The organism is Streptomyces sp. NPDC000410 (assembly GCF_040300305.1).
In the GTDB taxonomy this organism is placed as follows: domain Bacteria; phylum Actinomycetota; class Actinomycetes; order Streptomycetales; family Streptomycetaceae; genus Streptomyces.
On record NZ_JBEPDM010000007.1, the window covers coordinates 193,469 to 217,180 of the forward strand.

The following is a 23,712-nucleotide window of genomic DNA, read 5'->3' on the forward strand; positions in this document are numbered from 1 at the left end:
ATCCTGGCACGCGTCGCCGACAGACGGGTCGGGCCGGGGCGCGTGGACGGCGTTGTCAGTGGTCCGTGGCAGGATCGTGTGCGTGGCTGAGACAGCATCGAAGAAGACCCCAGACGACAACCGTCCGCGCCTGCTCCTCATGGACGGGCACTCCCTGGCGTACCGGGCGTTCTTCGCGCTGCCGGCGGAGAACTTCACGACCGCGAGCGGTCAGACGACCAACGCCATCTACGGCTTCGCGTCGATGCTGGCGAACACGCTGCGCGACGAGGCGCCCACGCATTTCGCCGTGGCCTTCGACGTGTCCCGCAAGACCTGGCGCTCGCAGGACTTCCCCGAGTACAAGGCGAACCGGTCCAAGACCCCGGACGAGTTCAAGGGGCAGGTCGAGCTGATCGGAGAGCTGCTCGACACCATGAACGCGGTGCGGTTCGCGGTGGACGGCTTCGAGGCGGACGACATCATCGCCACCCTCGCCACCCAGGCCGAGGCGGCCGGTTTCGAGGTGCTGATCGTCACCGGCGACCGGGACTCCTTCCAGCTGGTCTCCGACCATGTGACCGTGCTGTACCCGACCAAGGGCGTCTCCGAGCTGACCCGCTTCACCCCGGCGAAGGTCGAGGAGAAGTACGGACTCACACCCCAGCAGTACCCGGACTTCGCCGCACTGCGCGGCGACCCGTCGGACAACCTGCCGGGCATCCCCGGCGTCGGCGAGAAGACCGCCACGAAGTGGATCAACCAGTTCGGGTCGTTCGCGGAGCTCGTCGAGCGCGCCGACGAGGTCAAGGGCAAGGTCGGCCAGGCCCTGCGCGACCACCTGGAGTCGGTCAAGCTCAACCGTCACCTGACGGAGCTGGTCCGTGACGTGGAGCTGCCGAAGGCGGTCGCCGACCTGGAGCGCGCGCCGTACGACAGGACCGCGCTGAAGGGCTTCCTCGAAGTCCTGGAGATCCGTAACCCGAGCCTCAGGGAGCGGCTGCTCGCCGTCGACCCGGGCGCGGAGGAGGACGAGGCCCCGGCCCCGGAGGCCGGTGTCGAGCTGGACGGCGCCGTGCTGGGCGCCGGTGAGCTGGCCCTCTGGCTGGAGGCGCACGGCGGGCAGCAGCTCGGTGTGGCCACCGTCGCCGCGTGGGCGCTGGGCGTCGGCAGCGTCAGCGAGATCGCGCTGGCGGGCGCCGACGGAAAGGCGGCCTGGTTCGACACGACCCAGCTGGACGAGGCCGACGAGCGGGCCTTCGCCGCGTGGATCGCCGACCCGGCCAGGCCGAAGGTCATGCACAACGCCAAGGAGGCGCTGCGCGTGTTCCCCGAGCACGGCTGGGACATCGCGGGCGTCACGATGGACACCGCGCTCGCCGCCTACCTGGTCAAGCCGGGGCGCCGGTCCTTCGCGCTGGACGCCTTGTCCGTGGAGTACCTGCACCGGGAGCTGGCCCCGGCCGCGGCCGACGGGCAGCTGGCCTTCGGCACCGAGGAGGAGCAGGCCGAGGCCGACGCCCTGATGGCCCAGGCCCGCGCGGTCCTCGATCTGGGCAACGCGTTCGGCGAGCGGCTGGAGGAGGTCGGCGCGGTCGAGCTGCTGCACGACGTGGAGCTGCCCACGTCCCAGCTGCTGGCCCGGATGGAACGGCACGGCATCTTTGCCGATCGCCCGCATCTGGAGGCGATGGAGCAGCAGTTCGCCGGTGCCGTGCAGCAGGCGGTCAAGGAGGCGCACGCCTCGGTCGGCCACGAGTTCAACCTCGGCTCGCCCAAGCAGCTCCAGGAGGTCTTCTTCGGCGAGCTGAACCTCCCCAAGACGAAGAAGACCAAGACCGGTTACACGACGGACGCCGACGCGTTGGCGTGGCTGGCCTCGCAGACCGAGCACGAGCTGCCGGTGATCATGCTCCGGCACCGCGAGCAGGCCCGGCTGCGCTCCACGGTCGAGGGCCTGATCAAGACCGTCGCGGGGGACGGCCGCATCCACACGACGTTCAGCCAGACGGTCGCGGCGACGGGCCGTCTGTCGTCCACCGATCCGAACCTGCAGAACGTGCCGGTGCGCACGGACGAGGGGCGCGCGATCCGGCGGGGCTTCGTGGTGGGGGAGGGCTTCGAGGCCCTGATGACCGCCGACTACAGCCAGATCGAGCTTCGGGTGATGGCCCATCTGTCGGAGGACGAGGGGCTCATCGAGGCCTTCACCTCCGGCGAGGACCTGCACACGACCGTCGCCTCGCAGGTGTTCGGCGTCGAGCGGTCCGCGGTCGACGCGGAGATGCGCCGCAAGATCAAGGCGATGTCGTACGGGCTCGCGTACGGGCTCTCGGCGTTCGGCCTCAGCCAGCAGTTGAACATCGACGCGGGTGAGGCACGGGCCCTGATGGACACGTACTTCGAGCGCTTCGGGGGCGTGCGGGACTATCTGCGCCGCGTGGTCGACGAGGCACGGGCCACGGGGTACACGGCGACGATGCTCGGTCGCCGCCGCTACCTGCCGGACCTCAACAGCGACAACCGGCAGCGCCGTGAGGCCGCCGAGCGGATGGCGTTGAACGCGCCGATCCAGGGCACCGCGGCGGACATCGTCAAGGTCGCCATGCTGGGCGTCGACCGGGCCCTGAAGTCGGCCGGGCTCACCTCCCGCATGCTGCTCCAGGTCCACGACGAAATCGTCCTGGAGCTCGCACCCGGCGAGCGCGACCAGGTCGAGGAGCTCGTCCGCCGCGAGATGTCGACGGCGGTGGAACTGAGGGCGCCACTGGACGTCTCGGTGGGCGTGGGGCCGGACTGGGAGTCGGCGGCCCACTAGCCGTCACGCCGGGGGGGCTCACGCCCCCCGGCAGCCCCCTGCCCGGGGCGCGGGGCACGCAGCCCCGGTGCGTCAGACGCGGACGTCGGCGTCGCGCGCCGGTGCCGGCGGGGCGGGACGCCGCCCCCGGAGGCGTACGGCCGCGGCGTACAGCACCAACCCCACCCCCAGCCCCGCACCCGCGCCGAAGCACGCTGTCGGAATGATGTCGAGCGGCGTCTCGATCCGCCCCCAGTACTCGTACCACCGCACACACCGGTGCACGGCCCCGCCCATCACGCACCCCCCGAGCAGTGCGCCCGCCGCCCACCGGGCGCGCCGGTCCAGTAGGGGCACGGACACCGGCGGAGGCGTCGTCGAGGGCTGCCGTCCGAGCGCCGTGACCGTGAACCACCCGAGGGCCACCAGCGCCAGCGCCGAACTGCCGTACTGCGTGTACGTGTAGAGCGGGAAGCCGGCCACCATCTCACCGAGCACCGGCACCACCCGCGTACCCCACCGGTCGAAGTGGGTGAACGCGTCCCACACGACATGCGTCCCGGCCCCGATCACCGCCGAGACGTAGAACCAGAAGGCCGCGACCACCCCCGGCCGCTCCCGCCACGCCCGCCCCCGCAGGAACGCGTGCACCCGCCCCTGCCGGGCGCGCGGCAGCAGCGCCACCAAGGGGTCACGCACCAGCAGCCAGAGCCCGACCAGTGCCGCGGCGATCGCGGCATCGACCGTCAGCACACCGAGCGGACCGTGCGTCACATCCCCGAACGACATGGCGTCGGGAATGACGCTGGCCGCGAAGTACGTCATATCGGGCGCGAAGGATCCCGCCACGAGCGCGGAGGCGAACAGCGGCCCACGGGCGGTGCCGTTGCGGCGGATGCCCGGCAGGACCGCCGCGGCATGGCTGAGTGTGAACGGCATGAAGTTCCCCCCGTGCGACTGATTTCGAGCAATGGCGCCCAGTATGGAGTGCGCTGACCGTCCGCCATGCGAACAGGCGGCTCCGTAAGGCGCGGATGGCCGGTTCATGAACAACCGGCGAGAGGGGCCGGGGGCCCGGTGTCCGGGGGTGGGTCGTTGCCGTAGTGTCACCTGAGTCATCGCGCGGGGAGCGCGAACGGCCGTCAACGGGGAGGGAACAGACGTATGGCAGCGCAATTCGGCCGTCGGCTGCGCAGGGGAGCCACCACCACGGCGGTGGCCGCGGCAGCGGTGGCCGCGCTGTCCGCGTCCCAGGCGCCGGGTGTCACGCCCGCCGTGGCAGGAGGCGACGGTCAGACGGCCGGAGAAGCGACTCCGCCGCCCGGATCGGCCAGCGGCGACTCTTCGTACTACACCGACCTGCCGCCGCTGAACACCCCGAACAAGCCGGGCACTTCCATAGATCTCCCCGCGACGACGCCCGGTACCCCGGAAGCGGGCATACCGGCCACGGTCCTCGCCGCCTACAAGCAGGCCGAGCAGAGCCTCGCGAGCTCCGACCCGGCCTGCCGCCTCCCCTGGCAGCTGCTCGCCGCGATCGGCAAGGTCGAGTCGAGCCAGGCGCGCGGCGGCCGCGTCGACGCCGGCGGCACCACGCTCTCCCCGATCCTCGGCCCGGTCCTCAACGGCGTCGGGTTCGCCAACATCTCCGACACGGACGACGGCGCCTACGACGGGGACACCACGCACGACCGGGCCGTCGGCCCCATGCAGTTCATCCCCTCGACCTGGGCCGGATGGGGCCAGGACGCCAACCATGACGGCCGCAAGGACCCGAACAACATCTACGACGCGGCCCTCGCGGCCGGCAAGTACCTGTGCGCCGGGCAGCGCGATCTGTCCGTTCAGTCGGATCTCGACCGGGCGATCCTGAGCTACAACCAGTCGCGGGAGTATCTGCGCACGGTCATGTCGTGGTTCGACTACTACAAGCGCGGCACCCATGAAGTCCCGGACGGTACGGGCGTACTGCCGAGGGACCGCAGCGACAGCGGCGCCGGAGCGGGCAGCACGCCGACGGCCCCCGTCACCCCCGGCCCCACCCCTCCCACCACTCCCGCTCCGAAGCCCACGCCGCCCCCGAAGACTCCTCCGTCGAAGCCCGACGGCGGTACGGAGACCCCGAAGCCGCCGACCACCCCGGACCCGCTGCCCGTCGAGACCGTGACCCGTATCGAGGACGCGGACAGCGGAAAGCTCACCGCCACCGCGGGCACGCAGTTCGCCGAGCCGATCAGGGTCCGGGCCGAGAACCGCGCGGGCGCCGGCGTCTCCGGGGTGCCGCTCGTCTTCGAGATCGTCGGTGACACGGACACCCGCTTCGCCGAGGGCCGCACCTCCGTCGTCGTACCCACCCGGGTGGGCGGCATCGCCGTCGCTCCGGCGCTGAAGGCGGGCGAGAAGACCGGCACGTTCACGATCCGCGTCAGCGTGGACGGTCGTGCGCTGCCCCCGCTCGCCTACGCCGGGACCGTCACCCCGCGCCAGGCCGACACCCTGGCCAGGACCGGCGACAAGGAGCAGACGGCCGCGCCCGGCGCCGAGTTCGCCGAGCAGGTCGAGGTCAAGGCCACCCTCAAGGGCGCCGTGGCCGCGGGCGTCGCCGTCACCGCCACCATGATCACCTCCGCGGACGACCCGGCCGAGAACACCAAGGGCCCGTACTTCAAGGACGCCGACGGCAAGCCCGTCCGTACCCTCACCGAGCTCAGGACCGACGCCGAGGGCAAGCTCGTCCTGCCGAAGATCTTCGCCGACGACCAGACCGGCACCTTCCTGCTGCGGCTCACCACGGAGGGCGGCGCGACGCTCGCCGTCGAGCTGCAGGTCGCGGCCCCGGCCCCGGCCGCCTGAGCACGTGAGCCACCCGAGCACGTAGAGCTGCCTGAGCGCGCTGAGCCGCCTGAGTTCGCAGAGAAGCAGCCGCCCCTTCACCGCAGCCCGGTGAAGGGGCGGCTGTCGTGTGCGGTGCGACGTGTTCTCATCTCACCGCCGCGTTGCTACCGTGCCCCAGCCATTGCTGACGCTGCATCAGATCCCGGGAGGCCGACCATGCGCGCCCTCGTAGCCGCCGCCATCGGGCTGGTCCCGGTGCTGCTCATCGTGCTGCTCATCCCGGTGCTCCCCGTACCCACCGGTGAGACCTCCCCCAAACCCCTGCTGACCACCGTTCCCGGCCCCAAGAAATAACGGGAGGAACCAGCCGCCATGCGCCGCAGAGCCAGCCTCGTGCTCCTGGCCTTCGCCGTCTTCTTCACCGCCCTCGCGCCGGTTCTGCGCTGGTACGCCTTCCCGCGCCTCGCGAAGATCCCGCCCAGCCAGTACCAGGAGACGGTGCTGGAGGCCAAGCCCGCGACCCTCCTCGACTACCACGACGGTATGAAGGTCAAGGAGGTCCCCAAGGTCACCATCGTGCAGACCCTCAAGGGGAACGTGGAGGAGTCCGAGAAGATCGAGCGGGACGCCGGGCGCGACGTCGTGGTCTGGGACGCCATGGCGTACCTCGCCGACCCCGAGGGCCGGATGGTCTCCCAGATCCCCGAGCGCTACATCTTCGACGCCCATACGCAGGAGCCCGTGCACGCCACGGGGGAGTCGGTCGACGGGGACGCGGTGCGCCGCGAGGGCATCGAGTTCAAGTGGCCCTTCATGACGGAGAAGCGGGACTACCAGTACTTCGACGCCCAGACCCGTACCTCCGCGCCCATCCACTACAAGGGGACACGCGAGTTCCGGGGGCTGGAGGTCTACTACTTCGAGCAGACCATCCCGTGGACCCAGGTGGCCTTCCCCAAGAAGATGCCGATGGGCGTCACCCCGAAGGTGGCCCAGAGCACCGGCATGACCCGCTGGTACACCACCAAGCGCATGTTCTGGATCGAGCCCGTCACCGGCGCACCCGTCAACGGCGAGGAGATCCACCGGGAGGAGATGCGCAACGCCACGAAACTGCTGGGGAAGGACCGGGTCACCGTCTTCGCCGGACACGTGAAGATGCGCGAGGACTATCTGGACTACACCGTCGGACTGGTCACCGACAACCGTACGAAGGTGCTGCTGATGGTCTCGTACCTGCCGTGGACCTTCGTGGTCACCGGTGCGGGCCTGCTCGTGCTCTCCCTGTGGCTGGAGGCGCGCGGGCGCCGGCCGGTCAGCGCCGGACCCGTCAGCGCTTGACCCCGCGGGTGGGCTGTGCGGTCGTCGGGTCCTCCGGCCAGGGGTGCTTGGGGTAGCGGCCGCGCAGCTCGGCCCGTACGGCCCGGTAGCCGTCCTTCCAGAAGGACGCCAGGTCGGCGGTGACGGCGGCGGGCCGCCCGGCAGGGGACAGCAGATGCACCAGGACCGGAACCCCGGCCAGGGTCGGCGTCTCGGACAGCCCGAACAGCTCCTGGAGCTTCACGGCCAGTACGGGCTGCTCGCCCGTGTAGTCGACCCGGATCCGGGAACCGCTCGGCACCTCTATCCGCTCGGGTGCGAGGGTGTCGAGGCGGGCCGCGTCGCCGCTCGCCCAGGGCAGCAGCCGCGTGAGCGCCGCTCCTGCGTCGATACGCGCGAGATCACCCCGGCGCCCGGCCCGGGACAGCTCCGGCTCCAGCCACTCGTCGGTACGGTCCAGCAGTACGTCCGCCGCCACATCCGGCCACGGCGCGCCCACCACCCGGTGGACGAACGCGAGCCGCAGCCGCAGGGCCTCGGCATCCCGGGACCACGCCAGCAGACCGAGCCCCTCCCGGCGGAGCCCCTCCAGGAGCGCTTCCCGTACGAGAGCGGCATCGGGCTCCTTCAGCGGCCGCCCGGCCAGCTCCACCGCCCCGAGCCGCTCCACGCGCCGGGCGACGACGTCCCCGTCCTCCCAGTGCACCTCCTCGCCGCGGCTGAGGAGGTGGGAGGCGGCGGTACGCGCGGTCTCCTCGTCGATCACGGCAGCGAGCCGCACCCGTGCGGACGCGGCGTGCGCGCCCCGGTCCGCCACCGCGACCGCCAACCACGGCGCACCGCGCAACCGCGACGCGTCCGCGAGCTCGGCCCCGGTCCCGGACGCCATGAGGTACGCGCCCTCCGAACGGGCCCGCGCGACCCGCTCGGGGAAGGCGAGCGCGGTGACGAGCCCGGCGACGGCGTCATCGGACCCGGCCGCGCGGGAGACCTCGGACCCCGGGGGTGCCCCGAAGGGGACGGCGGGGGAGAGCTCCGTGGTGCCGGTGCCGGTGCCGGTGCCAGTCCCAGTCCCAGTCCCGGCTTCGGCCCTGGTCCCGGCCTTGGCCCCGGTTCCGCCCTCGATGCTGGCCCTGGTCCCGGCCCTGGCCCTGGTCCCGGCCCTGGTCCCGGCCCTGGTCCCGGCCCCGGCCCCGGCCCCGGTCCCGGCCCCGGTTTCCGTTCCCGTCCCGGCCGCACGCGCCAGGCGGCCCGCCTCCGTGCGCCAGCGCGCCCCGTACGCGTCACCACCGCGCCGCGCCGCGCGCCACGCGGTGGCGAGGTCGTCGCCGTACTCCCGAGGGGGCTCCTCGCTCAGCAGGGCGACGACTTCGGCGGCGCGCCGGGTGCCCACCTCGGGGGCCCCGTCCACCAGGGCGCGGGCGAGCCGGGGGTGGAGCCCGAGGCGGGACATGCGTACGCCACGGTCCGTGGCGCGGCCCGAGGCGTCCACCGCGCCGATGGCCGTCAGCACCGAGCGGGCCGCGGCCATGGCGCCGGCCGGGGGCGCGTCCAGCAGGGCGAGCCCGGACGCCGAGGGGTCGCCCCAGCAGGCCGCCTGCAGGGCGAACGCGGTCAGGTCCGCGACCTGGATCTCCGAGGCGGGGAAGCGCGGCAGCCGGCCGTCCTCCGCCTCGGTCCAGCAGCGGTACACCGCACCCGGCGCCTCGCGACCGGCCCGGCCCGCGCGCTGGCGGGCCGCCGCCCGGGACGCGCGTACGGTCGTCAGCGAGCCGATGCCCCGGGCGTGGTCGGTGCGAGGTTCCCGCGCCAGGCCCGAGTCCACCACGACCCGCACACCCGGCACGGTCAGCGACGACTCCGCGACCGAGGTCGCCAGCACGACCCGCCGCCGGTCGGCCCCGGGAGTCAGCACCGCGTCCTGCGCCGCCGCCGGGGCCCGTCCGTGCACCTGGAGCACCTCGGCGTCCACATCGGCGAGCTGCCCCGCCACGCGGGCGATCTCCCCGACCCCGGGCAGGAAACACAGCACGTCACCGGTGCGCTCGGTGAGCGCCCGCCGCACCACCGACGCCACATGCGCCAGCATCGCCGGATCGACCCGCATCCCGTGCGGCGGCCGCACGGGCCGGGCCGGGGGAGCCCACACCACCTCCACCGGGTGCGCGACCCCCTCCGCCTCGACCACGGGCGCGTCGCCCAGCAGCCGCGACCACCCGGCCGCGTCCGTCGTCGCCGACGCCGCCACCAGCTTCAGCTCGGGCCGCAGAGCCTCCCGTACGTCCAGCAGGAACGCGGCCACCGTGTCCGCGTCCAGATGCCGCTCATGGCACTCGTCGAGGACGACCACGTCGACACCGGTCAGCTCCTGGTCCCGCTGCAGCCGCTGGAGCAGCACACCCGTGGTGACCACCTCGACCACGGTCCGCTCCGACACGGCCCGCTCACCGCGCACGGTGAAGCCGACCCGGTTGCCGACCCGCTCGCCCAGCAGCCACGCCATCCGCTTCGCCGCCGCCCGCGCCGCGATCCGCCGCGGCTCGGCGACCACGACGCGCGCGCCGGACCCGGCGAGGGCCAGCGGTACGAGGGTCGTCTTGCCGGTGCCCGGCGGCGCGCACAGCACCGCGGAGCCATGCGTGTCGAGCGCCCGCTCCAGCGCGGGCAGGGCGGTACGTACCGGCAGCCGGTCCAGAGCCTCGGAACGGATCACGCGCGCTCGCAGACGAAGATCGCCGTCCCCGGGATCAGATTGCCGCGGAGGGGCGACCAGCCGCCCCACTCCTGGCTGTTCCAGGCCGGCCACTCGGGCTCGACCAGGTCCACGAGCCGGAAGCCCCCGGCCACCACGTCCCGCACCCGGTCGCCGATCGTCCTGTGGTGCTCCACATATACGGCCCGGCCCCGCTCGTCCTGCTCGACGTACGGCGTGCGGTCGAAGTACGAGGCGGACACGCTCAGCCCCTCCGGCCCGGGTTCGTCGGGAAACGCCCATCGGATCGGGTGCGTCACCGAGAAGACCCAGCGCCCGCCCGGCCGCAGGACCCGCCGGACCTCGCGGAAGACCTGCACAGGGTCCGAGACGAACGGCACCGCCCCGTACGCCGAGCACGCGAGGTCGAAGGAGCCGTCCCGGAAGGGCAGCGCCCCCGCGTCCGCCTCGACGAGGGGGAAGCCGGCACCGATCCGCAGCGCGTGCTGAAGCTGGCGGTGGGAGAGGTCCAGGGCCACCGGCCGCGCCCCCTGCGCCACCAGCCAGCGCGAGCACTGCGCCGCGCCCGCGCCGATCTCCAGTACGTCCTTGTCCTTCAGCGACGCCGCCGGGCCCAGCAGACCGGCGTCGGCCTCGTCCAGTCCCTCCGGCCCCCACACGAAACGGTCGTCGCCGAGGAACGTCCCGTGCTCGGTCTGGTACTCGTCCGCGTTCCGGTCCCACCAGCCCCGGCTCGCCCGGCTGCTCTCCGCGTCGTCGGCGGCACGCCGGGTCGCTTCGGGTTCGTCCTCCGGTTCGTACGCCGGTTCGTACTCTTGGATCATCTCGCCCGTCGTTGTACGTTGCTACAGGACCCCGCTCCCGGACGTGCCGCAGGCGTGTCGCCGACGTGTCGCGGACGAGTGAGGCGCGGCCATTGTGGCCTCGGCAAACCTTAGTTGTGCCGGGTATAGGACGTTCCGCCCCGGGTGGGGGCCTTCGCGCATTGACCCTGCCCTGCCGCGCCCTTATGCTAAAGGTTGCGCTGCGGGCTTGCGCGCCTCAGACGTAGCAGGCCGCGCTCGCATCTGTTGTATGTCCCCTCGGTTCTCGAGGCGCCTTTCCTCTCGGTTGGCGCTTCCTTGGCTGTCCGGCTTCTTCAGCTGCGGTATCGGGCTCTCGGCGTAGCAGTACCTACGACTTCATGTCCGTACCGGAGCCCTTTCCCACATGACGAGCAGCACCGAGACCACCGCCACCACTCCGCAGGTTGCGGTCAACGACATCGGTAACGAGGAAGCTTTCCTCGCCGCGATCGACGAGACGATCAAGTACTTCAACGACGGCGACATCGTCGACGGCGTCATCGTGAAGGTCGACCGGGACGAGGTCCTGCTCGACATCGGTTACAAGACCGAAGGTGTCATCCCGAGCCGCGAGCTCTCGATCAAGCACGACGTCGACCCGAACGAGGTCGTCAAGGTCGGCGACGAGATCGAGGCCCTTGTTCTCCAGAAGGAGGACAAGGAAGGCCGCCTGATCCTCTCGAAGAAGCGCGCCCAGTACGAGCGTGCCTGGGGCACCATCGAGAAGATCAAGGAAGAGGACGGCATCGTCACCGGTACCGTCATCGAGGTCGTCAAGGGTGGTCTCATCCTCGACATCGGCCTCCGTGGCTTCCTGCCGGCCTCCCTCGTCGAGATGCGCCGTGTCCGCGACCTCCAGCCCTACGTGGGCAAGGAGCTCGAGGCGAAGATCATCGAGCTGGACAAGAACCGCAACAACGTGGTCCTGTCCCGCCGCGCCTGGCTCGAGCAGACCCAGTCCGAGGTCCGCCAGACGTTCCTCACGACCCTCCAGAAGGGTCAGGTCCGCTCCGGCGTCGTCTCCTCGATCGTCAACTTCGGTGCCTTCGTGGACCTGGGTGGCGTCGACGGCCTCGTGCACGTCTCCGAGCTGTCCTGGAAGCACATCGACCACCCGTCCGAGGTTGTCGAGGTCGGCCAGGAGGTCACCGTCGAGGTTCTCGACGTCGACATGGACCGCGAGCGTGTCTCCCTGTCGCTGAAGGCGACGCAGGAGGACCCGTGGCAGCAGTTCGCCCGTACCCACCAGATCGGCCAGGTCGTCCCGGGTAAGGTCACGAAGCTGGTTCCGTTCGGTGCGTTCGTCCGCGTGGACGAGGGCATCGAGGGTCTGGTCCACATCTCCGAGCTGGCCGAGCGCCACGTGGAGATCCCGGAGCAGGTCGTCCAGGTCAACGACGAGATCTTCGTCAAGGTCATCGACATCGACCTCGAGCGTCGCCGGATCTCGCTGTCCCTGAAGCAGGCCAACGAGTCCTTCGGTGCCGACCCGGCGTCGGTCGAGTTCGACCCGACCCTGTACGGCATGGCCGCGTCCTACGACGACCAGGGCAACTACATCTACCCCGAGGGCTTCGACCCCGAGACCAACGACTGGCTCGAGGGCTTCGAGAAGCAGCGCGAGGAGTGGGAGCGCCAGTACGCCGAGGCGCAGCAGCGCTTCGAGCAGCACCAGGCGCAGGTCATCAAGAGCCGCGAGGCCGACGAGGCCGCCGCTGCCGAGGGTGGCCAGGCCGCCCCGGCCGCTGCCGGTGCCACCGGTGGTTCGTACTCCTCGGAGTCGGACGACACCTCCGGCGCCCTGGCGTCGGACGAGGCGCTCGCCGCCCTGCGTGAGAAGCTGGCCGGCGGCCAGAGCTGAACGGCTCGCACCGCTGAGCACTAGCTCTCAGTAGCTCACAGCCGAGGCCCGGCTCCCCATCGGGGAGCCGGGCCTCGGTGCGTGTGGTCTCCGTCGTGCGGTCTCCATGGTGAACGCCGTCGCGAACCACTTCGTGAACGCTCCGTGAAGCGGCACATGCGCGGGGAATGACCACGCCGCAGCCGTCGTTGTCCGTATGGACACGAGGAGGAGCGGTAATCGTGCTTGATCCGCAGGATTTGTACGAGTGGGAGCCGAAGGGCCTGGCGGTCGTCGACATGGCGCTCGCGCAGGAGTCGGCCGGCCTGGTCATGCTGTACCACTTCGACGGATACATCGACGCGGGTGAGACAGGCGAGCAGATCGTCGACGCGCTGCTGGAGTCACTCCCGCACCAGGTGGTGGCCCGCTTCGACCACGACAGGCTCGTGGACTACCGTGCGCGCCGCCCGCTGCTGACCTTCCGGCGCGACCGCTGGACCGCGTACGAGACCCCCGCCCTCGAGGTCCGGCTGGTCCAGGACGCCACCGGAGCGCCGTTCCTGCTGCTCTCCGGCCCCGAGCCCGACGTCGAGTGGGAGCGCTTCGCCGTCGCCGTGCGGCAGATCGTCGAGCGGCTCGGCGTACGTCTCTCGGTCAACTTCCACGGCATCCCGATGGGCGTTCCGCACACCCGGCCCGTCGGCATCACCCCGCACGGCAACCGCACGGAGCTCATGCCGGGCCATCGCAGCCCCTTCGACGAGGCCCAGGTACCGGGCAGCGCGGAGTCGCTCATCGAGTACCGGCTGATGGGGGCGGGACACGACGTCCTCGGCGTCGCCGCCCACGTACCGCACTACGTCGCCCGCTCCCCCTACCCGGACGCCGCGCTCACCGCGCTCGAAGCGATCACCGCTGCCACCGGACTGGTCCTGCCGGGCGTCGCGCACACCCTGCGCACCCAGGCCCAGCGCACGCAGACCGAGATCGAGCGGCAGATCGGGGAGGGCGACGAGGAGCTGGTGGCCCTGGTGCAGGGGCTTGAACACCAGTACGACGCCATCGCGGGGGTCGAGAGCCGGGGCAGCCTGGTCGCCGAACCGGTGGATCTGCCGTCCGCGGACGAGATCGGCCAGGAGTTCGAGCGCTTCCTCGCCGAACGGGAGGGCGAATCCTAGGGAGAGTCTTCAAAGCAGCGTCGCTCGCCCGCCGGGCAGACGGGACATCGAAGACACGGATCAGGGCCCGTCTTTCGGATCTTGCCGGGCTCCGGGCCGGGGCCCGGACCATGGGCCTAAGCTTCCGAACATGCTGAAGGTGGGATTGACCGGCGGAATCGGCGCCGGCAAGAGCGAGGTGTCCCGGCTGCTCGTCTCCTACGGGGCCGTCCTGATCGACGCCGATCTGATCGCCCGGGAGGTCGTGGCGCCGGGGACACCCGGGCTCGCGGCCGTCGTCGAGGCCTTCGGGCCCGGGATCCTGGCCCCGGACGGGACGCTGGACCGGCCGAAGCTCGGCTCCATCGTGTTCGCCGACGCGGAGCGCCGGGCCGAGCTCAACGCGATCGTCCATCCGCTGGTCGGGGCACGGTCCGCGGAGCTGGAGGCACAGGCGGGCCCGGATGCCGTGGTGATCCACGACGTACCCCTGCTCGCCGAGAACCGGCTCGCGCCGCTGTACGACCTGGTCGTGGTCGTGGAGGCGGCACCGGAGACCCAGCTGGACAGGCTCGTACGGCTGCGCGGAATGACCGAGTCCGACGCCCGGGCACGGATGGCCGCACAGGCCACCCGCGCGGAGCGACGTGCCATCGCCGATCTCGTCATCGACAACGACGGACCGCGGGAGGCGCTGGAATTGCAGGTCCGCAAGGTGTGGGCGGAACTGACCGAGCGCGTGAGCCGCTAGGGCCGATTCCGCCTGTTACGCGCACGCCGCGCCGTCGGGGTCGTACGACCGTCGGAATTCCGCCGGTGCGCGGGATGTTGAACCCCGCGGTACGAGGGGAAGGATGCGAGCGTGCCCGAGACGAGCCCGGAGACCCACGTCATCGACTTCCGCGCGGCCGAGCAACTGCTCGCGGCGCGTGACCCGCGCGGTGCCATCAAGCTGCTCGACTCGGTCATCGCCGCTCACCCGGAGAGCGGGGCGGCCCGTCTGCTGCGGGCGCGCGCCTATTTCGCGTCCGCACAACTACGCGCGGCGGAGCGAGAGTTCCAGCGGATCGTGGACCACGAGCCGGACAACGCCTTCGCGCACTTCGCGCTGGCCCGCACGTTCCAGCGGTCCGGGCGGCCGGACCAGGCCAAGCGGCACTTCCGGCTGGCCGCGGCGCTCGACCCGAAGCCCGAGTACCTGGAAGCGGCCGGCTTCGACGAGTGACGGCAGGGCGCCGGGGTCCTGTCAGGCCTGGTCCCAAGGACAGGCCAAGGACAGGCGAGGGACGGGCCAGGCCTTAGCCGCGACGTGGTCTGTTGTCCCCGTGGTCCGGTTCGTACGGCGGGATGTCGGGGCCGGGCTGGTAGTGCGGCCCCTGATGGAGCCGGTGGACCACGGCCATCAGATCGGCCGCGATGATCAGGCACAGCACCGCGCACGCGATCGCCCACCCCGGCCGCTCGGTGTGCGCGAACAGGGCCGTACCGGCGACGGCCCACAGCAGGCCCCAGACACTCAACCAGAACCGCAACCGCAGGGGACTGCGTGCGGTTATCGGCTCACTCCCAGTGCGCATGGCGATCGCCTCTTCCCCTCCAGGATGTACCCGATTTCCTCCACGCGAGCCGCCTCAGGTGTGGTGGCTGTCGGGAACCGGACGCCCACTCTGAGTCGTTGGAGGGGCATGAGCGGACAGATGCGCGAGGGACACGAAGGGACGGGCCCCGGGGCGATCACCCCGGACGGCTGCGCTGTCGATCTGTACGAACGGCTGTCGGTGGGCAACGAGCCGGAGGTCATCGAGGCGGCCGTGCCGGCGGGAGCGACCATTCTCGAACTGGGCAGCGGAGCGGGCAGGGTGACGCATCCGCTGGTCCAACGGGGCTTCTCCGTCACGGCCGTGGACGAATCCGGCGAGATGCTCCGACGGGTCAAGGGGGCGGTCAGAAAGGTCGAGAGCCCGATCGAGTCGCTGGAGCTCGACGAGCGGTTCGACGTGGTCATGCTCGGCTCGTTCCTGGTCCACACTGCCGAACACGAGGTGAGGGACGGGTTGTTGCGCACGTGCAGGCGCCACGTCAAGGACGACGGGTGCGTGCTGATCCAGCGCGAAGGGGCGGACTATCACACCAATGTGCCCAGGGAGCGCATCGATCCGGCGGGTTACACCGTACGGATCGTGTCGGCGGTGCCTGTGGGCGACGGAGTGAATTCCGTGCACGCGGAGTACATCTTCCCGGACGCGCGCTGGACGCAGACGTTTCTGGCCCGCGAGCTGACCAAGGAGGCGTTCGAGGCGTACCTGGACAGGGCCGGGCTCGTGGTCGACACCTATCTGACGGATGACGGGACGTGGGTGCGGGCGCGGCCGAAGGTGTGACGTGCCCGATCTTGGTGGACGGTGCCGAGGGCGTGGCGCGCCCGATTTGGTGGGCGGTGCCGAAGGCCCGACGGGCGCGTCGCTCAGTGGACGGTGCTGTAGCTGCGCCAGGGCAGCGCGCCGGGAGCGATGTTGTTGAACATCGTCGTCGCGACGTACTCGGCATTGCTTCCCGTGCAGTTGGGTGTCGTGTACAGCCAGAGATCGACGAGCGTGTTGTTCTCGACGCGGTGGGCGCCACTCGGCGCGAGCCGGTGGCAGCCCGTCACCAGGGGGTTCGACACGGTCACGACGGCGTGCCGCTGGGTTTCGTAGGTGACGGTGCCCACCGCGGTCCGGCCGAGGCCGGAGCAGCCCGCGACGGCGAGGGACAGGAGCGCTGTCCCGGCCGCGATGCCGAGACGCCGGTGATCGGACATGGCTGGTCCTCGTCTGTGATCCGGATCCGAACTCGTGCTCGTCACCCTTCCCGAAGCGCGTGGCGACGGCACGCCATGCGCGGCCGGTCAGGGGATCCGGCCGCTCGACCGGCGGTCGGGACAGGAATACCGTTGAAGCGGAGCCCGAAACAGATGCGGTGATCGAAACCTCCCGAACGCGTGGACGGCAGGGGGTGCCGTAATGGTCGAAGAGCTGGTGGCGGCAGGTCTGGCAGCAGGGGCCGCGTGTGTGGTCTACCTGGCTGGTGCGGCCCGGGTCGTCAAGCAGTACGAGCGTGGCGTCGTACTCCGCCTCGGGAGGCTGCGCGAGCAGATCCGGGAGCCGGGATTCACCATGATCGTTCCGTTCGTGGACCGGCTTCACAAGGTGAACATGCAGATCGTGACGATGCCGGTGCCCGCCCAGGAAGGCATCACGCGGGACAACGTCACGGTCAGGGTGGACGCCGTCGTGTACTTCAAGGTGGTGGACGCGGCCGACGCGATCATCAGGGTCGAGGACTACCGCTTCGCCGTCTCCCAGATGGCGCAGACCTCGCTGCGTTCGATCATCGGCAAGAGTGAGCTGGACGATCTGCTGTCCAACCGGGAGAAGCTCAACCAGGGCCTGGAACTGATGATCGACAGCCCGGCTCTCGGGTGGGGCGTGAGCGTCGACCGGGTGGAGATCAAGGATGTGTCGCTGCCGGAGACGATGAAGCGCTCGATGGCACGGCAGGCCGAGGCGGACCGTGAGCGCCGGGCCCGGGTCATCAACGCGGACGCGGAACTCCAGGCGTCGAAGAAGCTCGCCGAGGCCGCGCACCAGATGGAGGACGCGCCGGCGGCCCTGCAGCTGAGGCTGCTGCAGACGGTGATGGCGGTGGCCGCCGAGAAGAACTCCACCCTGGTGCTGCCGATCCCGGTCGAGCTGCTGCGCTTCCTGGAGCACGGCACGCGCGCCACCGACTCGCAGGCCGCCGCCGAGCCCGTCGCCGAGCCCGTCGCCGATGCGGCCTCACCGCCCGGCGCGCAGCCCGTCGAGTCGACGGAACCGGCCGCTGAGTTGACGGCGGAGCCGAAGGAGTCGGACTCGCCGGACGGTCCGGACGCGCCGGATGGTCCGGAGCCGTCGCAGCAGCGTGTCGAGGTGGACGCCCACAAGGTCGTCGACCGGCACAGGTGAACGGTAAAGAGCCGTAAACGCGCAGGTCGGGGGCCGGTTGGGGGGCGTTGTCAGACCCCACCCGTATGGTCGTGGATCCAGGGAGAAATACCTGGGACCAACGGACCGGATCACGGGAGGGGAGGTGCCCGCGCATGCTGCGCACCTGTGCCGCGGTCTTCGTGCCGTCCGCGCTGCCGAGGGAGGGGCGGGTCGCCTTCTGGAGCCCGGACGAGGCCGTGCCTCCCGCCACGCCAGGCGACGGGCCCGGCAGCGCCGGTGAGCTCACGGTCGTACGGCCGCACGGTGCCGGCGTCCGTAGCCGCACCGTCCCCGCTGTGCTGCTGCCCGTCGCCGACGCCGTACCGCTGCTCGTCCGTGCCCGGCACGACGCGGCGGCACATCCCGCGGCCGCCTGCTGGGGCGCCGCCGCCCTGCACGCCCTGCAGCTCGTCGCGCGCGGCAGACTGCTGCCGGGCCTGACCCCCGACGACCACGACGCCTGGCGGGCCGGCCCGCTGGACGCCGAGGACATCGCGCATCTGCGGGCCATCGCGGCCGCCATGCCGTACGAGGCGCACGCCACCCCGCTGCCGGGCCTGCGCCCCCTCCAGTTGCCCGACCCCGAGGCGCTGATCAGGTCGTTCCTGGACGCGGTCGCCGACGCCCTGCCCCGCACTCCCGCCGCCGAGCACGCGGCGGGGCGGCCGTTCGCCGCGACGGCGCCCCAGTATCTGCCCGCCGCCCGCGCATGGGCGGCGGAAGCGGCGGCCGGCATGGACGCGGGCGTCCGGATCTCGCTGCGCCTCGACCTGTCCGCGTACGAGCTGTTCGACCAGGCGGAGGAGGGCGGCGACCAGCGGCAGGCCGGCGCGGCACTCGTCCAGGTGCACAGCCTCGCCGACCCGGCGCTCGTCCTCGACGCGGCGCGTCTCTGGGCGGGAGAGGGCGACGAGCACTTCGGCCCGCGCGCCCGGATCGACGCCGTGCTGGCGCTGCGCCGCGCCGCCCGTGTCTGGCCCCCGCTCGCGCGGCTCGTGGAGCGCGACGTGCCCGACGTCCTGCCACTCACCGAGGACGAGCTGTACGAGCTGCTGGGCACCGCCGCCGCGCGGCTCGGCGCGGCAGGCGTCACCGTGCACTGGCCCAGGGAGCTGGCCCGGACGCTGAGCGCGGCCGCCGTCGTCCGGGCCCCCGCGCCCGGCTCCGCCACCGACGGCACGCCCTTCTTCGACAGCGAGCAACTCCTCAGGTTCAACTGGCAGCTGGCGCTCGACGGGGATCCGCTCACCGAGCGCGAGATGGACGCGCTCGCCGAGTCGCACCGGCCCATCGTGCGGCTGCGCGACCAGTGGGTCGTCGTCGACCCCGATCTCGTACGCAAGGCGCGCAAACGGGAGTTGGGGCTTCTGGAGCCGGTGGACGCGCTGGCCGTGGCGCTCACCGGCAGCGCCGAGGTGGACGGGGAGACGGTCGAGGCCGTCCCCGAGGGGGCGCTGGCCGTCCTGCGGGACCGGCTCACCGAAGGCCCGGCCGCGATCGCCCCGCCCGCGGGCCTCGACGCCACCCTGCGCGACTACCAGCTCCGCGGTCTCGCCTGGCTCGACCTCATGACCTCGTTCGGGCTCGGCGGCTGCCTCGCCGACGACATGGGCCTCGGCAAGACCGTCACCGTGATCGCGCTCCATCTGCACCGGGCCCGCACGGCTCCGACCCTGGTGGTCTGTCCGGCCTCGCTGCTGGGCAACTGGCAGCGGGAGATCACCCGTTTCGCACCGGACGTGCCGGTGCGCCGCTTCCACGGCGCGGAGCGCGTTCTCGACGTGGGGCCGGGCGGCTTCGTCCTGACCACGTACGGCACCATGCGCACCAGCGCCACCGAACTGGCCGGCCGGGACTGGGGCATGGTCGTCGCGGACGAGGCGCAGCACGTCAAGAACCCGTTCTCGGCGACCGCCAAGGCGCTGCGCACCATCCCCGCCCCCGCGCGTGTGGCCCTCACCGGCACCCCCGTGGAGAACAACCTCTCCGAGCTCTGGGCCCTGCTCGACTGGACCACCCCCGGACTGCTCGGCCCGCTCAGGTCCTTCCGGGCCCGCCACGCGCGCGCCGTCGAGCACGGTGAGGACGAGGAAGCCGTGGCGCGCCTGGCCCGGCTGGTCAGGCCCTTCCTGCTGCGCCGCAAGAAATCGGACCCGGGCATCGTGCCGGAGCTGCCGCCCAAGACGGAGTCCGATCACCCCGTGCCGCTCACCCGGGAGCAGGCATCGCTGTACGAGGCGGTGGTGCGCGAGACCATGGCCCTGATCGAGAGCGCGGAGGGCATCGCCCGCCGTGGCCTCGTCATGAAGCTGCTGACCTCGCTCAAGCAGATCTGCAACCACCCCGCGCAGTATCTGAAGGAGGACGCCGCCCGGCTCACCTCCCGCTCGGGCAAGCTCGCCCTCCTCGACGAACTGCTCGACACGATCCTCGCGGAGGACGGCTCGGTCCTGGTCTTCACCCAGTACGTCTCGATGGCCCGGCTCATCGCCGCCCATCTCACGGCTCGGGCGATCCCGTCGCAGCTGCTGCACGGCTCCACCCCGGTGCCCGAGCGGGAGCGGATGGTGGACCGCTTCCAGTCCGGCGAGATCCCCGTCTTCATCCTCTCCCTCAAGGCAGCGGGCACCGGACTGAATCTGACCAGGGCGGGGCACGTCGTGCACTACGACCGCTGGTGGAACCCGGCCGTGGAGGACCAGGCCACCGACCGGGCGTACCGGATCGGCCAGACCCAGCCGGTCCAGGTGCACCGGCTGATCGCGGAGGGCACCGTCGAGGACCGCATCGCCGACATGCTGCTGCACAAGCGGGCGTTGGCGGACGCGGTGCTCGGCTCGGGGGAGGCCGCGCTGACCGAGCTCACCGACCGGGAGCTCGCCGATCTCGTCTCGTTGCGGAGGTCGTCATGAGCCCGCACCGGCAGTCCCGGCGCACCGGCCCGCGCCACGACGACCGGCGGCGCACCTTCCCGCCGCTCGCCCCGCGGGCTTCGCGGTCCGGCGACGACTCCTTCGCCGCCTCCTGGTGGGGCAACGCCTGGGTGGACGCCCTCGAGGACACGGCACTCGACCCGGCCCGCCTCGCCCGTGGCCGGGCCTATGCCGGGCGCGGCCAGGTCGACGCGATCACCGTCACGCCCGGCCGGGTCACGGCGTACGTCCACGGATCCCGGCCGCGCCCGTACCGTACGGACATCCGGCTGCGCACACTCGCGGACGACGACTGGGACCGGCTCCTGGACGCCACGGCCGACCGCCCCGACCACATCGCGGCCCTGCTCGACAAGGACGTACCGCACGCGCTGGCCGCCGCGGCCGATCTGCTGCCGCACCCCGGGGACCTGATCCCGGACTGCTCCTGCCCGGACGACGGTTTTCCCTGCAAGCACGCGGCCGCCCTCTGCTATCAGACGGCCCGGATTCTCGATCAGGACCCGTTCGTCCTGTTCCTCATGCGCGGGCGCGGTGAGCAGGAGATCCTCGCCGAGCTCGCCCGGCGCAACGCCACCCGGTCCGCGGCCGAGAGGGCCGAGACCGCGAGGACCCCCGCCGCGCCGGTCCTCGCGAGCATCCGGGCCCGCGACGCGCTCCTGCCGCGCGCGTTGCCCCCGCTGCCGCCGCCGTTGCCCGTTCCGGCGCACCCCGGCCGCCCGCCCGTCTACCCGCAGGCACCCGGCGCCCCGGACCCTCTCGCGCTCGATCTGCTCGCCACCGAGGCCGCCGCCCGCGCGCACACCACCCTGCAGACCGGGCGCGACCCCCTCGAGGGCCTCACCCCCTGGCAGGACGCGGTGCGCCTGGCCGCCGCCCACCCCGGATCCGGGCTCACGGCCTCCACCCGCGCGCTCTACACCAGACTCGCCGCGGCCACCGACCGCGCGGTGACCGACCTCGCCCGCGCCGTCGCGGCTTGGCGGCAGGGCGGTCTCGCGGCCCTGGCGGTCCTGGAGGAGGACTGGGACCCGCCGGCCGGACCCTTCGACCGGGCCCGGCCCGCCCTGATCGCCGCCGACTTCCCGTACTTCCGGCCCCGGCGCAACCGGCTCTCCACCGCGTCCCTGCAACTGCGCCTGGGCCGCGACGGCCTGTGGTACGGGTACGAGTCGGATCCCGGCCGCGAGGACTGGTGGCCCCGCGGCATACCGGACGAGGACCCGGTAGGAGCGCTCACGACTCTGCTCGGGCGCTGACGGGTAGGCTCGGACGGGATGGGTCCGACGACCGGTGAGCCACAGAAGGGGCCTGATGGAAGCCGAGTTGGTGGCACTGGCGACGGCGGGGGCGACCACACTCGTCCAGCAGATGGCGACGGACGGATGGACGCGGGCGAAGGAGCGGCTGGTCGCCTTCTTCGCCCGGCACGGCACCGCGGACGAGGAGAGCGCCGCGGCCGACCTCGACATCGCTCGGGCCGAACTGGTCGAGGAGGGAGCCGAGGAGCAGACCGAGGCCGACATCACCGCCGAATGGCGCAACCGCCTACGCCGCACCCTGCGGGCCGACCCCGAGGCGGCGGCCGAGCTCCGCGCGCTCCTCAAGGAGCTGGCACCCGAGCAGCGGGCCCCGCGGGCGACCACCGAGGTGCACAACACGGTCAATGGTGGAGTCCACCATGGTGGGGTGATTCAGTCAGGTGTTTCGACGTCGGTTTCGTTCGGGGGCCCTGAATCGAGGCGTCGGCCGGGGTGAACGGCGGTGAGTCGAGGAGCCGGTATGCGGGATGAGGAACACGCGGTCGGATCCGCCGGACGTACCGGACCCGACCGGCCCGCTGATCTCGTCATCGAGGGCTGCACCGCGCTCGTGCACGGCACGGACGGCGCGATCCGGTTCGAGGAGGACCGGGCGATCGTCGTACGCGACGGAGCCATCGCCGACGTGACGGCCACCGACGCGGCCGCCGCCCTTCCCGCGCGCGAACGGATCCGGGCCCGGGGACAGTTGGCCATGCCCGGTCTGATCAATTGCCACACGCACTCTCCGATGGTGGCGCTGCGCGGGATCGCCGAGGACGTACCGGCCGAGGAGTGGTTCAACGACTGGATCTGGCCCATCGAGAGCAACCTCACCGACCGCGTCGTCGAGCTGGGCGCGCTGCTCGCCTGTGCCGAGATGATCCGTGGCGGGGTCACGTTCTTCGCCGACCACTACTTCTCGATGGACCGGGTGGCCGCCGCCGTCGTACGCGGCGGACTGCGCGCCAATCTGGGGTGGGCGTACTTCTCCAGCCAGGGTGAGGAAGGCCGCGAGCGCTCACTCGACTTCGCGCTCCGCTGGAACGGCGAGGCCGGCGGGCGGATCACCACCTCGCTCGCGCCGCACGCCCCGTACACGGTGAACGACGCCGATCTCGCGGCGACGGCCGAACTGGCGCGGCGGCATGAGCTGCCCGTCCACATCCACGCCGCCGAGAACCGGGCTCAGACGGACCACAGTCTCGAACGGTCCGGCCGTACGCCCATCGCGACCCTGCACCGCGCCGGGCTGCTCGACGTGGACGTGCTCATCGCGCACGGCACCGGCATCGTGGAGGAGGACCTTCCGGTGCTCCGGCGGGGCACCGGCCGTATCGGGGTCGCGACCGCGCCCAAGGGCTACCTCAAGTTCGGCTGGGACACGACGCCCGTCAGGGCGCTGCGCTCGATCGGGATCCCGGTCGGACTGGCCACGGACGGCGCCGCGTCGAACAACACGCTTGACGTGTGGGAGTCCATGACGCTCACCGCACTGGCGCAGAAGTCGGCCGAGCGGGACCCGCGGTGGCTGACCGCACGCCAGGCGCTCGACCACGCCACCACGCAGAGCGCGCTGGCCGCCGGACTGGGGGAGCAGGTGGGGGCGCTCGCGCCGGGGCGCCGCGCCGATCTGATCCTGGTGGATCTGACCGGACCCCATGTGCGCCCCCTGCACGACCTCGCCGCGGCCCTCGTCTTCAGCGCCCGGTCCGCGGACGTGCTCACGACGATCGTCGACGGACGCGTACTGATGCGTGACCGGACGTTGCTCTCGCTCGATGTGGAGGAGATCGCCGGCGAGCTCGCGGCGCATCTGCCGGAGCTGACCGACCGCGCTCATGGGCGGCGCATCCAGGAATACGGCGCGTATGACGCCGGGCCCGGTACCACGCACTGAAGAATAAAGAACACTCGCACGGTGCAGGGCAGTTCGACAGTGGCCCACTCGATAGGGTGAAAAGATTGTCGGCCATAACCCG

Annotated in this window: 19 protein-coding genes; 14 read left to right on the plus strand and 5 right to left on the minus strand. The window is 71.8% G+C overall.

The window, feature by feature from the left end:
* Positions 1-139: 139 nt before the first annotated feature.
* Positions 140-2,797, plus strand: coding sequence for a DNA polymerase I (gene polA / locus ABT342_RS11980; RefSeq protein ID WP_351571016.1), 2,658 nt, complete (start codon positions 140-142; stop codon positions 2,795-2,797).
* Positions 2,798-2,869: 72 nt separating this feature from the next.
* Here polA and ABT342_RS11985 read toward each other — a convergent pair whose 3' ends face one another.
* Entirely contained in the window at positions 2,870-3,715 is an 846-nt protein-coding gene (locus ABT342_RS11985; RefSeq protein WP_351570832.1) for a DUF4184 family protein, read from the minus strand.
* Between the two features lie 225 nt (positions 3,716-3,940).
* Here ABT342_RS11985 and ABT342_RS11990 point away from each other — a divergent pair, with 225 nt between their 5' ends.
* From ABT342_RS11990 to pgfA, 3 genes are all read left to right on the plus strand, one after another.
* Positions 3,941-5,629, plus strand: coding sequence for a lytic transglycosylase domain-containing protein (locus ABT342_RS11990; RefSeq protein WP_351570835.1), 1,689 nt, complete (start codon positions 3,941-3,943; stop codon positions 5,627-5,629).
* A gap of 198 nt (positions 5,630-5,827) precedes the next feature.
* Entirely contained in the window at positions 5,828-5,965 is a 138-nt protein-coding gene (locus tag ABT342_RS11995; protein WP_351570838.1) for an SPW_0924 family protein, read from the plus strand.
* Between the two features lie 18 nt (positions 5,966-5,983).
* Entirely contained in the window at positions 5,984-6,952 is a 969-nt protein-coding gene (gene pgfA, locus ABT342_RS12000; RefSeq protein WP_351570841.1) for a cell envelope lipid trafficking protein PgfA, read from the plus strand.
* On the opposite strand, the gene ABT342_RS12005 is transcribed toward pgfA, so the two are convergent.
* Both ABT342_RS12005 and ABT342_RS12010 read right to left on the minus strand, forming a co-directional pair.
* Positions 6,942-9,644, minus strand: a complete 2,703-nt coding sequence (locus ABT342_RS12005) for an ATP-dependent RNA helicase (protein WP_351570844.1) — start codon at positions 9,642-9,644, stop codon at positions 6,942-6,944. The genes pgfA and ABT342_RS12005 overlap by 11 nt on opposite strands.
* Entirely contained in the window at positions 9,641-10,468 is an 828-nt protein-coding gene (locus ABT342_RS12010; RefSeq protein WP_351570847.1) for a class I SAM-dependent methyltransferase, read from the minus strand. Before ABT342_RS12010 ends, ABT342_RS12005 begins: the two co-directional genes overlap by 4 nt.
* 385 nt (positions 10,469-10,853) lie before the next feature.
* Between ABT342_RS12010 and rpsA the strand changes: the two genes are divergently transcribed.
* From rpsA to ABT342_RS12030, 4 genes are all read left to right on the plus strand, one after another.
* The gene (gene rpsA / locus ABT342_RS12015) at positions 10,854-12,350 is read left to right on the plus strand and encodes a 30S ribosomal protein S1 (protein WP_351570850.1); all 1,497 of its coding nucleotides are present in this window, start codon (positions 10,854-10,856) and stop codon (positions 12,348-12,350) included.
* 221 nt (positions 12,351-12,571) lie between these two features.
* Complete coding sequence (locus ABT342_RS12020; RefSeq protein WP_351570853.1) at positions 12,572-13,510, plus strand: PAC2 family protein; 939 nt, start codon at positions 12,572-12,574, stop codon at positions 13,508-13,510.
* Between the two features lie 130 nt (positions 13,511-13,640).
* Entirely contained in the window at positions 13,641-14,240 is a 600-nt protein-coding gene (coaE, locus tag ABT342_RS12025) for a dephospho-CoA kinase (RefSeq protein ID WP_351570856.1), read from the plus strand.
* 111 nt (positions 14,241-14,351) lie between these two features.
* Complete coding sequence (locus ABT342_RS12030; protein ID WP_351570859.1) at positions 14,352-14,714, plus strand: tetratricopeptide repeat protein; 363 nt, start codon at positions 14,352-14,354, stop codon at positions 14,712-14,714.
* Positions 14,715-14,787: 73 nt separating this feature from the next.
* Here ABT342_RS12030 and ABT342_RS12035 read toward each other — a convergent pair whose 3' ends face one another.
* Positions 14,788-15,066: a DUF6343 family protein gene (locus ABT342_RS12035; RefSeq protein WP_351570861.1), complete on the minus strand. Its 279-nt coding sequence runs from the start codon at positions 15,064-15,066 to the stop codon at positions 14,788-14,790.
* Between the two features lie 108 nt (positions 15,067-15,174).
* Here ABT342_RS12035 and ABT342_RS12040 point away from each other — a divergent pair, with 108 nt between their 5' ends.
* Positions 15,175-15,870 carry a class I SAM-dependent methyltransferase gene (locus tag ABT342_RS12040; RefSeq protein ID WP_351570864.1) on the plus strand — a complete coding sequence of 232 codons (696 nt, stop codon included), beginning with the start codon at positions 15,175-15,177 and terminating at the stop codon, positions 15,868-15,870.
* An 83-nt stretch (positions 15,871-15,953) separates the two neighbouring features.
* Here ABT342_RS12040 and ABT342_RS12045 read toward each other — a convergent pair whose 3' ends face one another.
* Positions 15,954-16,289 carry a hypothetical protein gene (locus ABT342_RS12045; RefSeq protein WP_351570867.1) on the minus strand — a complete coding sequence of 112 codons (336 nt, stop codon included), beginning with the start codon at positions 16,287-16,289 and terminating at the stop codon, positions 15,954-15,956.
* A 202-nt stretch (positions 16,290-16,491) separates the two neighbouring features.
* Here ABT342_RS12045 and ABT342_RS12050 point away from each other — a divergent pair, with 202 nt between their 5' ends.
* The 5 genes from ABT342_RS12050 (at position 16,492) to ABT342_RS12070 (ending at position 23,630) form a co-directional block, all read left to right on the plus strand.
* A complete protein-coding gene (locus ABT342_RS12050) occupies positions 16,492-17,475 on the plus strand; it encodes a slipin family protein (RefSeq protein ID WP_351570870.1) in 984 nt (327 codons plus the stop codon).
* Positions 17,476-17,609: 134 nt separating this feature from the next.
* On the plus strand, positions 17,610-20,408 hold the full coding sequence (locus tag ABT342_RS12055; RefSeq protein WP_351570873.1) for an SCO1167/SCO6262 family helicase: 2,799 nt from the start codon (positions 17,610-17,612) through the stop codon (positions 20,406-20,408).
* Complete coding sequence (locus ABT342_RS12060; RefSeq protein WP_351570876.1) at positions 20,405-21,688, plus strand: SWIM zinc finger family protein; 1,284 nt, start codon at positions 20,405-20,407, stop codon at positions 21,686-21,688. Before ABT342_RS12055 ends, ABT342_RS12060 begins: the two co-directional genes overlap by 4 nt.
* A 55-nt stretch (positions 21,689-21,743) precedes the next feature.
* Positions 21,744-22,187, plus strand: coding sequence for a hypothetical protein (locus ABT342_RS12065; protein WP_351570879.1), 444 nt, complete (start codon positions 21,744-21,746; stop codon positions 22,185-22,187).
* A 24-nt stretch (positions 22,188-22,211) separates the two neighbouring features.
* A complete protein-coding gene (locus ABT342_RS12070; RefSeq protein ID WP_351570882.1) occupies positions 22,212-23,630 on the plus strand; it encodes an amidohydrolase in 1,419 nt (472 codons plus the stop codon).
* The last annotated feature ends 82 nt before the right edge of the window (positions 23,631-23,712 follow it).

Coding starts and splice junctions, on each gene's coding strand:
- polA (WP_351571016.1), top strand. CDS start 140: ATGGACGGGCACTCCCTGGCGTACCGGGCGTTCTTCGCGCTGCCGGCG.
- ABT342_RS11985 (WP_351570832.1), bottom strand. CDS start 3,715: ATGCCGTTCACACTCAGCCATGCCGCGGCGGTCCTGCCGGGCATCCGC.
- ABT342_RS11990 (WP_351570835.1), top strand. CDS start 3,941: ATGGCAGCGCAATTCGGCCGTCGGCTGCGCAGGGGAGCCACCACCACG.
- ABT342_RS11995 (WP_351570838.1), top strand. CDS start 5,828: ATGCGCGCCCTCGTAGCCGCCGCCATCGGGCTGGTCCCGGTGCTGCTC.
- pgfA (WP_351570841.1), top strand. CDS start 5,984: ATGCGCCGCAGAGCCAGCCTCGTGCTCCTGGCCTTCGCCGTCTTCTTC.
- ABT342_RS12010 (WP_351570847.1), bottom strand. CDS start 10,468: ATGATCCAAGAGTACGAACCGGCGTACGAACCGGAGGACGAACCCGAA.
- rpsA (WP_351570850.1), top strand. CDS start 10,854: ATGACGAGCAGCACCGAGACCACCGCCACCACTCCGCAGGTTGCGGTC.
- coaE (WP_351570856.1), top strand. CDS start 13,641: ATGCTGAAGGTGGGATTGACCGGCGGAATCGGCGCCGGCAAGAGCGAG.
- ABT342_RS12035 (WP_351570861.1), bottom strand. CDS start 15,066: ATGCGCACTGGGAGTGAGCCGATAACCGCACGCAGTCCCCTGCGGTTG.
- ABT342_RS12040 (WP_351570864.1), top strand. CDS start 15,175: ATGAGCGGACAGATGCGCGAGGGACACGAAGGGACGGGCCCCGGGGCG.
- ABT342_RS12045 (WP_351570867.1), bottom strand. CDS start 16,289: ATGTCCGATCACCGGCGTCTCGGCATCGCGGCCGGGACAGCGCTCCTG.
- ABT342_RS12050 (WP_351570870.1), top strand. CDS start 16,492: ATGGTCGAAGAGCTGGTGGCGGCAGGTCTGGCAGCAGGGGCCGCGTGT.
- ABT342_RS12055 (WP_351570873.1), top strand. CDS start 17,610: ATGCTGCGCACCTGTGCCGCGGTCTTCGTGCCGTCCGCGCTGCCGAGG.
- ABT342_RS12060 (WP_351570876.1), top strand. CDS start 20,405: ATGAGCCCGCACCGGCAGTCCCGGCGCACCGGCCCGCGCCACGACGAC.
- ABT342_RS12065 (WP_351570879.1), top strand. CDS start 21,744: ATGGAAGCCGAGTTGGTGGCACTGGCGACGGCGGGGGCGACCACACTC.
- ABT342_RS12070 (WP_351570882.1), top strand. CDS start 22,212: ATGCGGGATGAGGAACACGCGGTCGGATCCGCCGGACGTACCGGACCC.